This window comes from Herbidospora yilanensis (assembly GCF_001570565.1).
GTDB classification, from domain to species: Bacteria; Actinomycetota; Actinomycetes; order Streptosporangiales; family Streptosporangiaceae; genus Herbidospora; species Herbidospora yilanensis.
The window spans coordinates 21,764-35,495 of the sequence record NZ_BBXE01000018.1; the positions used below are offsets into that span (position 1 = coordinate 21,764).

The 13,732-nt window shown below is 70.1% G+C and carries 13 protein-coding genes and 1 pseudogene; 6 read left to right on the plus strand and 8 right to left on the minus strand.

Annotation, left to right across the window (positions count from 1 at the left end):
* Positions 1-86 precede the first annotated feature (86 nt).
* Positions 87-1,058, plus strand: coding sequence for a Glu/Leu/Phe/Val family dehydrogenase (locus tag AW273_RS11350; protein ID WP_062348046.1), 972 nt, complete (start codon positions 87-89; stop codon positions 1,056-1,058).
* Between the two features lie 6 nt (positions 1,059-1,064).
* Here the strand turns inward: AW273_RS11350 and AW273_RS11355 are convergent, their stop codons facing one another.
* A complete protein-coding gene (locus AW273_RS11355) occupies positions 1,065-1,958 on the minus strand; it encodes a Gfo/Idh/MocA family protein (RefSeq protein WP_062348048.1) in 894 nt (297 codons plus the stop codon).
* Between the two features lie 70 nt (positions 1,959-2,028).
* Here AW273_RS11355 and AW273_RS11360 point away from each other — a divergent pair, with 70 nt between their 5' ends.
* Positions 2,029-3,165, plus strand: coding sequence for an NAD(P)/FAD-dependent oxidoreductase (locus AW273_RS11360; RefSeq protein WP_063909923.1), 1,137 nt, complete (start codon positions 2,029-2,031; stop codon positions 3,163-3,165).
* A gap of 135 nt (positions 3,166-3,300) precedes the next feature.
* On the opposite strand, the gene leuA is transcribed toward AW273_RS11360, so the two are convergent.
* Positions 3,301-5,016 (minus strand): 2-isopropylmalate synthase, encoded by a 1,716-nt coding sequence (gene leuA, locus AW273_RS11365; RefSeq protein ID WP_062348052.1) that lies wholly within the window; start codon positions 5,014-5,016, stop codon positions 3,301-3,303.
* A gap of 191 nt (positions 5,017-5,207) precedes the next feature.
* On the opposite strand from leuA, the gene AW273_RS11370 reads away from it, so the two are divergent.
* Genes AW273_RS11370 through AW273_RS11380 form a run of 3 tightly spaced genes read left to right on the plus strand, consistent with a single transcriptional unit; the run spans position 5,208 to position 7,390 of the window.
* On the plus strand, positions 5,208-5,450 hold the full coding sequence (locus tag AW273_RS11370) for a DUF2630 family protein (RefSeq protein ID WP_062348431.1): 243 nt from the start codon (positions 5,208-5,210) through the stop codon (positions 5,448-5,450).
* Between the two features lie 42 nt (positions 5,451-5,492).
* On the plus strand, positions 5,493-6,446 hold the full coding sequence (locus tag AW273_RS11375; RefSeq protein WP_062348054.1) for a GNAT family N-acetyltransferase: 954 nt from the start codon (positions 5,493-5,495) through the stop codon (positions 6,444-6,446).
* Positions 6,443-7,390, plus strand: a complete 948-nt coding sequence (locus tag AW273_RS11380; RefSeq protein ID WP_062348056.1) for a GNAT family N-acetyltransferase — start codon at positions 6,443-6,445, stop codon at positions 7,388-7,390. Before AW273_RS11375 ends, AW273_RS11380 begins: the two co-directional genes overlap by 4 nt.
* Positions 7,391-7,527: 137 nt before the next feature.
* Here the strand turns inward: AW273_RS11380 and urtE are convergent, their stop codons facing one another.
* The 5 genes from urtE to urtA form a co-directional block, all read right to left on the minus strand.
* The gene (gene urtE, locus AW273_RS11385) at positions 7,528-8,217 is read right to left on the minus strand and encodes an urea ABC transporter ATP-binding subunit UrtE (RefSeq protein WP_062340107.1); all 690 of its coding nucleotides are present in this window, start codon (positions 8,215-8,217) and stop codon (positions 7,528-7,530) included.
* Positions 8,204-8,965, minus strand: coding sequence for an urea ABC transporter ATP-binding protein UrtD (gene urtD, locus AW273_RS11390; protein WP_062348058.1), 762 nt, complete (start codon positions 8,963-8,965; stop codon positions 8,204-8,206). The genes urtE and urtD overlap by 14 nt, the downstream gene beginning before the upstream one ends.
* The gene (gene urtC, locus AW273_RS11395; protein ID WP_083949686.1) at positions 8,962-10,032 is read right to left on the minus strand and encodes an urea ABC transporter permease subunit UrtC; all 1,071 of its coding nucleotides are present in this window, start codon (positions 10,030-10,032) and stop codon (positions 8,962-8,964) included. Before urtC ends, urtD begins: the two co-directional genes overlap by 4 nt.
* Positions 10,029-10,895, minus strand: coding sequence for an urea ABC transporter permease subunit UrtB (gene urtB / locus AW273_RS11400; RefSeq protein ID WP_030450725.1), 867 nt, complete (start codon positions 10,893-10,895; stop codon positions 10,029-10,031). The genes urtC and urtB overlap by 4 nt, the downstream gene beginning before the upstream one ends.
* 61 nt (positions 10,896-10,956) lie before the next feature.
* Positions 10,957-12,186 carry an urea ABC transporter substrate-binding protein gene (urtA, locus tag AW273_RS11405; protein WP_062348060.1) on the minus strand — a complete coding sequence of 410 codons (1,230 nt, stop codon included), beginning with the start codon at positions 12,184-12,186 and terminating at the stop codon, positions 10,957-10,959.
* 231 nt (positions 12,187-12,417) lie between these two features.
* Between urtA and AW273_RS11410 the strand changes: the two genes are divergently transcribed.
* Positions 12,418-12,720, plus strand: coding sequence for an urease subunit gamma (locus AW273_RS11410; protein WP_030450727.1), 303 nt, complete (start codon positions 12,418-12,420; stop codon positions 12,718-12,720).
* 26 nt (positions 12,721-12,746) lie between these two features.
* Here AW273_RS11410 and AW273_RS11415 read toward each other — a convergent pair.
* Positions 12,747-13,664: pseudogene (locus AW273_RS11415) on the minus strand (RNA-guided endonuclease InsQ/TnpB family protein); the annotation flags it as partial.
* Positions 13,665-13,732 lie beyond the last annotated feature (68 nt).

Consider the following 13,732-nt stretch of genomic DNA (forward strand, 5'->3'; position numbering starts at 1 on the left):
GGACATCGCCGTGATCCAACTTCACGACAATGGTGGACATCACCCGTCAATGGCGACGGCTGATCGATCCGAGAGGCACCACCACTATGACCGTCACGGAAATCCCGACAGCGCCGTCGGCCCCGCTGGCCTCCGCCCAGCACCACCTCGCCGAGGCCGCCCGTTTCCTCGCCCTCGACGAGGGCCTGCACCACCTGCTCGCCACGCCCCGCCGATCGCTGACCGTCTCGGTCCCGGTCCGCCGCGAAGACGGCCGGATCGAGGTGATCGAGGGCTACCGGGTCCAGCACAACCTGTCGCGCGGCCCTGCCAAGGGCGGCGTCCGGTTCCATCCCGCCACCGACCTCGGCGAGGTCACCGCCCTGGCCATGGGCCTGACCTGGAAGTGCGCCCTGGCCGGGCTGCCCTACGGCGGCGCGAAGGGCGGCGTGGCCGTCGACCCGGCCGTGCTGACCGAGCGGGAGCTCGACCGGCTGACCCGCCGCTACACCCACGAGATCCAGCCGCTGGCGGGCCGCGACATCCCGCTCACCTCCGCGCGGCCCGACCTGGCCGAGGCCGTGGCGCTCGGCGTGCGGGTGCTGCTCGGCCCCGGCGGGGGCCGCACGGTCGCCGTCCACGGGTCGGGCGCGGTCGCGGCCATGGTGACCGCCAAGCTGGCCGAGGCCCGGTTCACGGTCGCCGGCGGCGGGCTGGGCGCCGACGCCGACGTGCTGGTGCTCACCACCGGCACGATCACCGCCCACAACGCCACGGAGGTCCGGGCCGGGACGGTCGTCGAGGCCGCCAACGGCCCGATCACCCCGGCGGCCGACCAGATCCTGGCCGGTCGGGGCTGCGTGGTCGTGCCCGACCTGCTCGGGAACGCCGGCGGCGTGATCGCCTCCCACAGCGAATGGACGGTCGGCGATCTCGACTCCCGGCTGCGCGAACACCTGGAGCCCGCCTACCGGCAGGTCGCGGCGTTGTCACGCGACAAGGGCCTGACCCTGCGCCAGGCCGCCCACGTGATCGCCGTCGGCAGGGTGGCGGCCGCCTGCCGGTCGAGAAGCCGCTGACCGGGTCTACCGGCCGACCTCGTCGACGATCCGCTCGCACAGGCGGTGCGTCTCCAGCGCGTCGCCCGCGTCGAGCAGCCTGCCCTCGCCGACCGCCTCAAGGAAGGCGAGGCAGGCCCCGCGGAACCCGCGCTGCGTGCCGACGGGGACCCAGTCGGGACGCCGTCTCCGCACCTCGCCGCCTGCGGTGAAGGCGACCTCCTCGCCGAGGTCGAGCACCTTGCGCTTCTCGCCCCGGCCGATGACCTCGCAGGTCTCCTCGGTCTGGCCGCTCACCCGGGACATGATCCCGAGGGCGGTGAACCCGTCGCCGGACAGTTCGAGCACGACGTGCTCCAGCAGGCCGCCGGTCTTCCGGAACCGCACCGACGTCGCGGTGACCTCGCCCGGGGCCAGGAACCGGAGCGTGTCGGCGACGTGGATGAAGTCGTCGTACACCATCGTGCGCGGGTCTTCCGGCCGGGTGTTCCGGTTCTTCTGGAGGACGACCAGGTCGCGCGGGAGTTCCAGGAGGGCGGTGAGGCCGGGGGCGTGGCGCCGGTTGAAGCCGACCATGAGCGGCACCCCGCGCTCGCGCGCCAGCTCCACGAGCCGTTCGCAGTCCTCCAGCCGGTAGGCGAGCGGCTTGTCGACGAAGACCGGCACCCCCGCCTCCAGCAGCTCGGTCACGATCGCCGGGTGGGCCTCGGTGGCGGTGTGCACGAACGCCGCGTCGGCTCCCCCGCCGACGACCTCGGCCACCGAGGTGTGCCGCCGGGTCACCCGGTAGGCGTCGCCCAGCTCGCGCAGCGTCTCGGGGTTCCGGGTGCAGAGGATCAGCTCGGCCCCCTCGACGGCGCCGAGCACCGGCAGGTACGCCTTCCGGGCGATGTCGCCCAGACCGATCACCGCGATCCTCATGGCCCGAAGGTTACCCTCCGGAAACCGGCGGGCCACATGGGGGCAATGCGGCAAGTGTTCACTTCCCGCCATGAGCTCACACGCCGTGGTGATCATCGGGGGTGGGCTGGAAGGCCTGTCGATCGCCGCCGCGCTGACCGCCCGAGGGCAACGCGACGTGCTCGTCCTGGAGCGCCGGACCACCGGCTCGGGCGGCACCGCCAAGTCGAGCGGGCTGGTCCGGTGCCACTACGAGTGCGCCACCCTGACCGCGATGGCCTGGGAGGGCATCGGCTTCTTCGAACGCCACCCCGGCCTCGGCTTCCGGCAGACCGGTCACATCGTGGGCGTCGGCGAGGAGTCGGCCGCCGCGCTGCGCGCCAACGTGGCCCGCCGCCAGGACCTCGGCGTCGACGTCGCGACGGTCACCCACGACGACGTGGCGGCTCTGTGGCCCGGCCTGGAGACCAAGGACTTCGCCGCCTTCGCCTTCGAACCCCGCGGCGGCCACGGCGACCCGGTCGCGACCTGCCGCCACTTCGCCGTCGCGGCCCAGCGCGGCGGCGCCCGCATCCTGGAGCACACCAGGGTCGCCGCCCTCCTGGGCGACTCCTCCTCGATCGCGGGTGTACGCCTGGCCGACGGCCGCGTCGTCGGCGCGCGCGCCGTGATCGTCGCCGCCGGAGCCTGGACCGCCGACCTGGTGGCCCCCCTCGGCGTCACCCTGCCCGTCGGCGCGATGCGCGAGCCCATCGTGATCGCCGCCCCCGGCGCCCCCGTCGGCCCCGTCCCCGCCTTCACCGACCTGGTCGGCATGCAGTACGTCCGCCACGATAACAACGGCCGCCTGCTCATCGGCTCCCACACGGGCGCCGAGCTCACCACCCCCGACGGCTACCTCAACAAGGCCACCGACGTGGAGCTCGAACGCGCGGCGGCCAGGTTCACCACCCGCTTCCCCGCCTTCCCCGACGTCGTCTTCCCGCGGTCCTACGCGGCCTGCTACGACATCACGCCCGACCTCGCCCCGCTCGTCGGCCCGGCGGGGCCCGAAGGGCTCTACGTGGCGGCCGGCTTCGGCGGCCACGGCTTCGCGATCTCCCCGGCGGTGGGCCGGATGGCGGCGGAGATGGTCCTCGGTCAGTCCGCGCCCCCGCCGGACCTCTCCCCGAGCCGGTTCACGGCACCGCCGGGACGTCTCCCCGGGCCGGCCGGCTCTCTGTCGTGACGGTGGCGGCGTGGCGCGGCCGGTTGGCGCCGGATGCGGCGCGGGCCGGCGGCGGCGGGTGGTGCCGGGGTGGGCGGAGCCGTGACCGAAAGGAGAAAGGCGCGGGATCGACGGACCCCGCGCCTTTCGGCGGACCTATCGGCCGGCGCGGTTGACCGCCGAGATGATCGCCTTCAGCGAGGCGGTCGTGGTGTTGGCGTCGATGCCGACGCCCCACAGGACCCGGCCGCCGATCTCGGTCTCGACGTAGGAGGCCGCCTTGGCGTCGGCGCCGCCGCTCATGGCGTGCTCGGTGTAGTCGAGGACGCGCACCTCGATGCCCAGCGAGCCCAGCGCGTCGCAGAAGGCCGAGATGGGGCCGTTGCCGGTGCCGTGGATCTCGCGGATCTGGCCCTCGACCCGGACGTCGGCGCTGATCGCGTCCTTGTCGTCGACGGCCGAGCTGGTGCGGTGGGCCAGCAGGCCGATGCGGCCCCACGGGTTGGCCGGGTTGGGCAGGTATTCGTCGGTGAACGCCTCCCACATCTGGGCCGGGGTCACCTCGCCGCCCTGGGCGTCGGTGCGGGCCTGGACCGCGCGGGAGAACTCGATCTGCAGCCGCCGGGGCAGGTCGAGCTGGTGGTCGGCCTTCATGATGTAGGCCACGCCGCCCTTGCCCGACTGGCTGTTGACCCGGATGACCGCCTCGTAGGTGCGGCCGATGTCCTTCGGGTCGATCGGCAGGTAGGGCACCGCCCAGGCGAACTCGTCGACCGGCACGCCCGCCGCGGCGGCGTCGCGCTCCAGGTGCTCGAAGCCCTTCTTGATCGCGTCTTGGTGGGAGCCGGAGAACGCGGTGTAGACCAGCTCGCCGCCCCACGGGTGACGCGGGTGGACGGGGAGCTGGTTGCAGTATTCGACGACCCGGCGTACCTCGTCGATGTCGGAGATGTCGACCTCGGGGTCGACGCCCTGCGAGAACAGGTTCATCCCCAGGGTCACCAGGCAGACGTTGCCGGTGCGCTCGCCGTTGCCGAACAGGCAGCCCTCGATGCGGTCGGCCCCGGCCATGTAGCCGAGCTCGGCGGCGGCGACGGCGGTGCCGCGGTCGTTGTGGGGGTGCAGCGACAACACGATCGAGTCGCGGTAGCGCAGGTTGCGGTGCATCCACTCGATCGAGTCGGCGTAGACGTTGGGCGTGGCCATCTCGACCGTCGCCGGCAGGTTGATGATCACCTTGCGGTCGGGGGTCGGCTGCCACACGTCGTTGACGGCGTCGCAGACCTCGACGGCGTACTCCAGCTCGGTGCCCGTGTAGGACTCCGGCGAGTACTCGAAGTAGATCTCGGTCTCGCCCGCCATGTCGTCGGCCAGCTTCTTGCACAACTTGGCGCCCTCGACCGCGATGGCGGTGATGCCCTCCTTGTCCAGCCCGAACACCACGCGGCGCTGCAGGGTGGAGGTGGAGTTGTAGAGGTGGACGATGGCCTGCCTGGCCCCGCGCAGCGACTCGTAGGTGCGCTCGATCAGCTCGGGCCGCGCCTGCGTCAGCACCTGGATGACGACGTCGTCGGGGATGCGCCCCTCTTCGATGATCTTGCGGACGAAGTCGTAGTCGGTCTGGGAGGCGGCCGGGAACCCGACCTCGATCTCCTTGTAGCCCATCTGCACCAGCAGCTCGAACATCTTCAGCTTGCGGGTGGAGTCCATCGGGTCGATCAGGGCCTGGTTGCCGTCGCGCAGGTCGACCGCGCACCAGCGGGGGGCCTTGTCGATCACCTTCGACGGCCAGGTGCGGTCGCCGAGGGCGACGGGGGTGAAGGGCTGATAACGCCGGAAGGGCATGGGGCTGGGCTGTTGCCGGGGGTACATTTCGAGGGCTCCTCTTAGGTGGTCACATCACAGGACGTGGCCGACGCGCATGACTCGCACCGCGACGAGGGAGCCGGCCTGTTACAGGCCCTCGACGCGGCGGCTAAGGAGGAGCAGCCCGCGCAGCATAGGTCCGAGGCTACCAGAGCCCCCGGAGTGGCCTCCCCGAGAGGACCAATAGAGTGGGGATCATGCAGGACAACGAGATTCTCGGCCGCATCGGCGACCTCATCGACGAAGAACACCAGCTCCGCGCCCGCATCTCCGCCGGGCAGGCCACCACCGACGAACGCGGCCGCATCAAGCACCTAGAAGAGTCCCTCGACCAGTGCTGGGACCTGCTCCGCCAGCGGCGGGCCCGGCGCGGCGCCGGCGAGAACCCCGACGGCGCGGTGGCCCGCCCCGTCTCCGAGGTCGAGGGCTACCAGCAGTAAATTCGGTCGCTTTCGAGCGCCTCTCGGGGGTGGACTGGCCCGATGGACATCGTCCCCCTCGATTTCGCGGCCGAGCCGGGCAGGCTGGCCGAATACCACACGCTGATGGCAGACGTCTTCGCGCCCGGGCCGAGGATGCCCGCCCCCCTGTTCCGGCTGGTGGCCGAACGCGGCTGGCGCGCGACGCCCGCCGAGACCTGGCTGGCCGTCGACGACGGCCGGGTGATCGGCGGCGTGACCCTCCACCTGCCCGACGACGCCAACGCCCACGTGGCGCTCGTCCGGTTCCTCTCGGTGGACGCCGCGTACCGCCGCCGGGGGGTGGGGAGCGCACTGCTGGCCCACGCCACCGGCCGGGCCCGGTCGGAGGGGCGCGTGATGATCCTGATCGAGATCGCCGAGGGCGGCCCAGGCGCGGCCTTCGCGCGGGCCAAGGGGATGCGCGAGGTCGCCTCCCAGGCCCGGCGGGTGCTCGACCTCGCCGCCTTCGCCGCGCCGGAGCGGGAGGTCCCCGGCTACCGGCTGGAGTTCCTGCGCGGCCGCAGCCCCGAGGCGCTGACCGGAGACATGATCACGCTCATGGAGGTCATGAACGACGCGCCCCTCGACGACCTGGCGATCAACGACGAGAGCTGGACCCCCGCCTCCGTGCGGCAGATGGAGGAGGCCTGGGACCTGGCCTGCCAGGACGTCTTCACGGTGGTCGCCCGCGCCGGCGACGGCTCGCCCGCCGCCTTCACCCGCCTGTTCGCCGGCCTCGGGGAAGCCGGCGGCTGGGCCCGGCAGACCGACACCGCCGTGCTCCGCGCCCATCGGGGCCGGGGCCTCGGCAGGTGGGTCAAGGAGGCCAACACGGCCTGGCTGAAGCGGACCCGCCCCGACCTCACCCGCGTGATCACCTGGAACGCCGTCTCGAACCGCCACATGATCGCCATCAACGAGGCGCTGGGCTACCGGTTGCTCGACGTCTGGCACGTATGGGAGCTCCGCGTATGACGCCCGACATCGTCCCCCTCGATTTCGGCGCCTCCCCCGAGCTGGCGGCCGGCTACCACCGGGTGGCCGGCCACCTGCACGCGCCCGGACCGCCCATGTCACCCCACCTGTTCCGGTTGTGGGTGGAGCGCGGCTGGCGATCGGTCCCCTCGGAGACCTTCCTCGCCCTCGACGACGGCCGGGTGATCGGCGGCGTGACCCTGCACCTGTTCGACCGCGACCGCCTCGGCGACGTGCTGATCCGCGTCCTCGAAGTGGCCCCCGGGTGGCGGGGCCGGGGTGTGGGCTCGGCGCTGCTCGGCGTCGCCCGCGAGCGCGCCCGCGCCCTCGGCCGCTCGAAGCTGGTCGTCGAGGCGAAGGACGACGGGTTCCTGGCCCGCCACGGCTTCCGCGCCGTCTACACCGAGGCCAGGCGGGTGCTGCACCGGTCGCGCCACGCGGGGCCGCTGCCCGGCCCGCCCGGCTACACCTTCGAGACGACCGTCGGCCCCACCCCGCCCGGCCGCCTGGCCGAGATGGTGCCCCTGCTGGACGCGATGAACGACGCCCCGACCGACGACCACGAGGTCGACGCCGAGCGGTGGACCACCGGCCTGATCCGCGGCTACGAGGACACCTGGGAACCGGCCCGGCAGACCGTCTACACCACGGTCGCCCGCGCCGCCGACGGCGAGGCCGCGGCGTTCACCCGGATCTTCGTCGACGCCGACGAGCCTGGAGGCTGGGCCCGGCAGACCGACACGGCCGTGCTCAAGGGGCACCGCGGCCAGAACCTGGGATACCACGTCAAGCTGTGCAACACCGCCCGGATGTTCGCGGCCGAACCCGCCGTCGAACGCGTGATCACCTGGAACGCGGTCTCGAACCGCCACATGATCGCCATCAACGAGCGCCTGGGCTACGAGCTCCTGGACGTGTGGCACGTCTGGGAACTGCGCACCTGACGGAGAAAAAAGGGGGACCCGCCGGGCCGGCCCGGACTGTGCCACCAAGTCCGGGAGAGGCCCGACGGGTCCTGACTTAGACGCTACCCTTCTTCTGGCCGTTGAGCTGCGCCGTTACTGAGAACTGTCAAGAACGGTCAGACGGCCAGCAGTTTACGGGCCTCCTCTCCCTGGAGGTCGGCGGCCGTCCCGGCGTGGACGACATGGCCTCCGTCGAGGATCAGGTAGCGATCGGCCAGCCTCATGGCGAGGTCGAGATACTGCTCCACGAGGAGGACGGCGATTCCCGAGGCGTGCAGCGTCTCGATCGCCTCCTCGATCTCGATGATGATCGACGGCTGGATGCCCTCGGTCGGCTCGTCGAGGATCAGGAGCTTGGGCTTGGTCACCAGGGCCCGCGCGATGGCGAGCTGCTGCTGCTGACCGCCGGACAGGAAGCCGGCCCGGCGCTTCAGCAGCGGTTTGAGGCGGGGGAACACGTCGAGCGCCTCGTCGAGCGCCGACTGGGGGTTCCCCGACGCCTCCAGCGTCACCAGCAGGTTGCCGAGGACGCTGAGCTGGGGGAAGGTCTCGTGGCCCTGGGGGACGTACCCCATGCCGAGCTTGACCCTCTCGTGGGGCTTCATCTTGGTGACGTCGTGGCCCTCGAAGGTCACCGTCCCGCCGGTCGCCGGGATGACGCCCATGATCGTGTTGAGCAGGGTCGTCTTGCCGACGCCGTTGCGCCCCATGACGCAGACGAGCTGCCCCGGTTCGACGGCCAGCCCGACGCCGAAGAGCACCCGGGCGCGGCCGTATCCGGCCTCCAAACTGTCAACTGACAACATCGTGTGCGGCCTCCTCGCGCGCGCGACCCAGATAGACCTCTTGTACCCGCGGATCGGCCCGCACTTCGTCGACAGATCCCTCGATCAGGAGTTTTCCCTCGTGGAGGACGGTGACGGTGGACGCGTACCGCCGGAGGAAGTCCATGTCGTGCTCGATCACGATGACCGTGTGGTCCTTGGCGATCTCGGTCAGCAGCTCGCCCGTGCGGGCCCGCTCGTCGGCCGACATGCCCGCCACCGGCTCGTCGAGCAGCAGCAGGCGGGGGCCCTGGGCGATCAGCATGCCGATCTCCAGCCACTGCCGCTGCCCGTGGGAGAGCACGCCCGCCTTCTTCTGCGCGAGTTCCCCGAGCCCGGTCGTCTCCAGCGCCTCGGCGACCTTCTCGGTCACCCCCTTGCGCCGGGCCAGCAGCGAGACCAGCGGCCGGCGGAACGAGGCCGCCAGGTCGAGGTTCTCCAGGACGGTCAGCTCCTCGAAGACCACCGAGGTCTGGAAGGTGCGCCCGATGCCGAGCCGTACCCGCTGGTGCTCCCGCTTGCCGTTGATGACCGACCCGTCGAAGCCGACCGTGCCGGTCGTCGGCTTGGTCAGGCCCGTGATGATGTCGATCAGGGTGGTCTTCCCGGCGCCGTTGGGGCCGATCAGGAAACGCAGTTCCCCGTGGTCGACGGTGAAGTTCACCCCGTCGAGCGCCCGGAACCCGTCGAAGACGACCGAGACGTCGCGGACCTCCAGCAGGGCCGTCATGCCGCCACGTCCTTCCTGCGGAAGAATCCGATGATCCCCTTCGGCGCCAGGCCGATGACCAGGATGAACAGCGCCCCCTGGAGGTAGAGCCACGCGTCGGGCAACTCCTCGCTGAAGTAGGTCTTGGCGTAGCCCATCAGGACCGCGCCGAGCACGGCCCCGGCGAGCGCGAACCGCCCGCCGACGGCCACCGCGACGACGAGTTCCAGTGACGGCACGACGCCCAGCAGCGCCGGCGAGATGATCCCGACGACCGGCACGAACAACGCGCCCGCGATGCCGGCCATGACCGCCGAGATCGTGAACGTGATCGTCTTCACGGTGGCCGGGTTGTAGCCGAGGAACCGCACCCGGTCCTCGCCGTCGCGCACCGCGAGCAGCAGCCGCCCGAACCGGGACCGCTGGAGTTGCCAGGCCCCGACGAACAGGACGCCGAGCACGATCGCGACGGTGAAGTAGAGCCCGCGCTGGGTCGAGTCGGCGGCGACGTCCCGGCCGAAGAACTCGAAGAAGTTGGTCAGGCCGTTGGTGCCGCCGGTCAGCCCCTGCTGGCCGACGAGGAGGATGACCATCGCCGCCGCGAGGGCCTGGGTGAGGATCGCGAAGTAGGCGCCCCGCACCCGTTGCCGGAACACGAGCGTGCCGAGCAGCCAGGCGACCGCCCCGGGCACGACCACCACCATGGCGATGGCGAAGACCGGGTTGCGGAACGGCTCCCACAGGGCCGGCAGCGTCTCGACGCCGCTCCAGACCATGAAGTCGGGCAGGCCGTCGCCGGCGTCGTTGAGCTTGAGGTGCATGCCCATGGCGTAGCCGCCGAGGCCGAAGAACACCCCCTGCCCGAGGGTCAGCATGCCGCCCTGGCCCCAGGCCAGGCCGATGCCGAGGGCGACGATCGCGTAGGTGAGGTACTTGGCCAGCAGCCCCAGCCGGAACGGCTCCAGCACCAGCGGCATGACCACGAGCCCGATGACCGCGACGAGCGCGAAGAGGGCGGGCCCGCGCCAGTCGCGCGGCTCCTTGACGGGGGCCTCGGCGACGGGGGGCTTCTCGAGTGTGGCTGTCATGTCAGCGCCCTTGAACGGAGGACGAACAGGCCCTGCGGCCGGAACTGGAGGAAGGCGATGATCACCGCGAACACGATCACCTTGGCCAGGCTGGCGTTGGTCCAGAACTCCGCGTACGAGTTCAGCAGCCCCAGCGCGAGCGCCGCGATGACCGCGCCCCGGAGCTGACCGAGGCCGCCCGCGACGACCACGAGGAACGCGTCGACGATGTAGTAGGTGCCGAGCGTCGGCCCCACCGGGCCGATCAGGGTCAGCGCCACCCCGGCGATCCCGGCCAGCCCCGACCCGATGAAGAAGGTCCGCTGGTCGACCCGGCCGGTGTTGATGCCGCTGGTCGCGGCGAGCTGCCGGTTCTGCATCACGGCCTGCATCCGGCGTCCCTGCGCGCTGCGGTTCATGTAGACCCAGATCGCCACGACCGAGCCCACGGCCAGCAACAGGATGAACAGCCGGTTGTAGGGCATCGGCCCGAGCGCACCCTGCAACCACGTGGGCGACAGCACCTGCACGTTCGGCGCCCCGAACAGGTCCCGCGCCACCTGCTGGAGGACGAGCGAGACGCCCCAGGTCAGCAGCAGCGTGTCGAGCGGGCGCCCGTAGAAGTGCCGGATCGCCGTCCGTTCGAGGATCAGCCCCATCAGCCCCGCCACCAGGAACGCCACCGGCAGCGCCACCAGCACCGCGTTCCGGCCGGCGAAGTCCTGCAGCAGGTAGGCCGTGTACGCCCCGGCCATGATGAACTCGCCGTGGGCCATGTTGATCACGCCCATCTGCCCGAACGTGAACGTCAGGCCGAGCGCGATGAGCAGCAGGACCGCCCCGATCGACAGTCCGATCGGCAACTGGTTGAGGATTCCCTCCACCCTGCCCCCTTTCTGGAAGTACGGTCCCGGGGCGCCCGCGCGACGCCCCGGGAAGTCGGCGTCAGGAGGCGAGGCTCCCGGCCCACGGATACGACTTCAGGTAGGGGTCGGGCTTGATCGGCTCACCCGAGTTCCAGACCTCCTTGATCAGCCCGTCGGGCTGGATGATGCCGATGCGGGCCGTCTTGTACATGTGCTGCGTCTCGCCGTCGATGGTGACCAGGCCCTCGGGACGCTCCAGCGCGATCCCGCCGGAGGCCTTCTTCACCGCCTCGACCTCGGTGGTGCCGGCCTTCTTGACCGCCTCGGCCCAGAGGTAGACCGCGTTGTAGCCGGCCTCCATCGGGTCGGAGGTGACCTTCGCGTCGCCGTATTTCGCCTTGAACGCGGCGACGAACTTCGTGTTCGCCGCGTTCTCGGTGGTCTGGTAGTAGTTCCACGCCACCGGGTGGCCGACGATGTTGTCGACGCCGATTCCGGTGACCTCCTCCTCGGCCACGGAAACCGAAAGCACCGGCATCGACTCGGCCGTCACACCGGCGCTCTTCAACTGCTTGAAGAAGGCCACGTTGCTGTCGCCGTTCAACGTGTTGAAAACGGCGTCGGGCTTGGCCTGAACGACCTTGTTGGTCAATGTGGAGTATTCGGTGTGGCCGAGCGGGGTGTATTCCTCGCCCAGGATCGTCATTCCGTTCGCGGCGGCGTAGGCCTTGATGATTTTGTTGGCCGTACGCGGGAAGACGTAGTCGCTGCCGACCAGGAAGATCTTGGTCTTGCCCTGTTCCTTCAGGTAGTCGAGACCCGGGATGATCTGCTGGTTGGTCGTCGCGCCGGTGTAGAAGATGTACGGGGACGACTCAAGGCCCTCGTACTGGACCGGATACCAGAGCAGCGCCTTGTGGCGCTCGAAGACCGGGAGCATCGCCTTGCGCGAGGCCGACGTCCAGCCGCCGAAGACGGTGGCGACCTTGTCCTGGCTGATCAGCTTGTTGGCCTTCTCGGCGAAGGTCGGCCAGTCGGAGGCGCCGTCCTCGACCACCGGTTCGAGCTTCTTGCCGAGCACGCCGCCCGCGGCGTTGATCTCCTCGATCGCGAGCAGCTCGGCGTCGCGGACCGTGACCTCGCTGATGGCCATCGTGCCGCTCAGCGAGTGCAGCAGGCCGACCTTGATGGTGTCGCCGCCCGCCGCGGCCCCGCCACCGGTCGTGCTCTCGGTCGGGTCACCGCCGCACGCGGCCAGAACCAGCACCAGACCCGCGCCCACCGCGGTCCGTAAGAATGCGTTGCGCAATGAATTTCCTCCTTGCCGATACGGCCCCCGCACCGACCCATCTGCCGCAAAGGTGATCGAGCGCGATTTCCCGGGAAAATCGGTGAGGTTAATAGCCGATTACCGAAACTTCACTCAATCAATGAACGCGGCGGACGGCGCTATCATTGACCGGGAGCGCCGGAAAACTCGGAAACGCGTCCGTCATCGCGCGGAAACGCCATTGAAACCGATCTTTCTTAGGGTCCGGCCATGCGGCTCACCCCACACGAGCAGGAACGCCTGCTCATTCACGTAGCGGCCGGCGTCGCGCGCGACCGGATGGACCGGGGCCTGCGCCTGAACCATCCGGAGGCCACCGCGATCATCGCCTCGTTCCTGCTCGAAGGGGCCCGCGACGGCCAGTCGGTCGCCGAACTCATGGACGCGGGCCGCAAGGTCCTGCGCCGTCAGGACGTCATGGAGGGCGTGCCGGAAATGCTGGACTCCGTGCAGATCGAGGCGACCTTCCCCGACGGCACCAAGCTCGTCACCGTCCACCACCCCATCTCTTGACCTCTCCCCATCGCAGGGGTTCTCACGGTCACCCGCGAGAATTCCCGTTTCACCGCCGGCCGCCCGCCAGAGAGGAGTCTCCCTTGGGGTCTTACACCAGCTCCGCAGGCGTTTCACCTCTCGGCCAGCCCGGCCGCGAGGATGTTCTCGGCCGCGTTCACGTCTCGGTCGTGAGAGGCGCCGCAGGCCGAGCACCGTTTGCTGGAGGGAAACCAGCGGTCGACGACGATCAGCTCCCGCCCATACCAGGCGGCTTTGTCAGCCAGCGTCGAGCGCAGTTCCCGCCATCCCGCATCGCTGATCGTGCGTGCGAGCGATCGGTTCTTGACCATGCTGGCGACGTTCAGATCTTCCACGGCGATCACTTGGTTCTCGCGAACCAGCCGTGTGGTGACCTTGTGCGAATGATCTCGCCTGCGATCGGCGGTTCTGGCCTGGATCCGGGCGACGACCTGTTTGGCTCTGGCCCGGTTGCCGCTGCCTTTGGGCAGCGGTCGCGACCACACGATGTCCAGCGGAGCGTCCATCTTGGCCCGGGTCAGCCTGCCTCCACGCCAACGGAACGCCGAACGGGTGTACTCGGCGGAAGCCCGCGACCGCTTCCGAGACTTGAACGCCGGGTTCCCGAACGCCACGTGAAGATGTCGCAGGGCCTGCCGCAGCGGAACACACGACACCTCACTGAGAAAACTCAGCTCCTTCGTGCGTTTCCATGCCGTCAACCTGGCCGGGGACTGCATGTAGGAGGTCCTTTCGCCCTCCACCCGATAAGCATGGATCCGTTCCTCCAAGGCCTTGTTGTAGACCAGACGTACACAACCGAACGTCCGGGACAACTCCTCTGCCTGCTCGGAGGCCGGATGGAAGCGGTACCTGTAAGCCCGCTTCACCATCTTCGCCACGATCGGCAATCCAGCCCGGATCGAGCGGAAAATAGAACACATGTTCGATCTTGTGATGCCAGCCTGTATCTCCTCTCCCGCCCGCAGGCGGGAGTATCCACCCTTTGGGA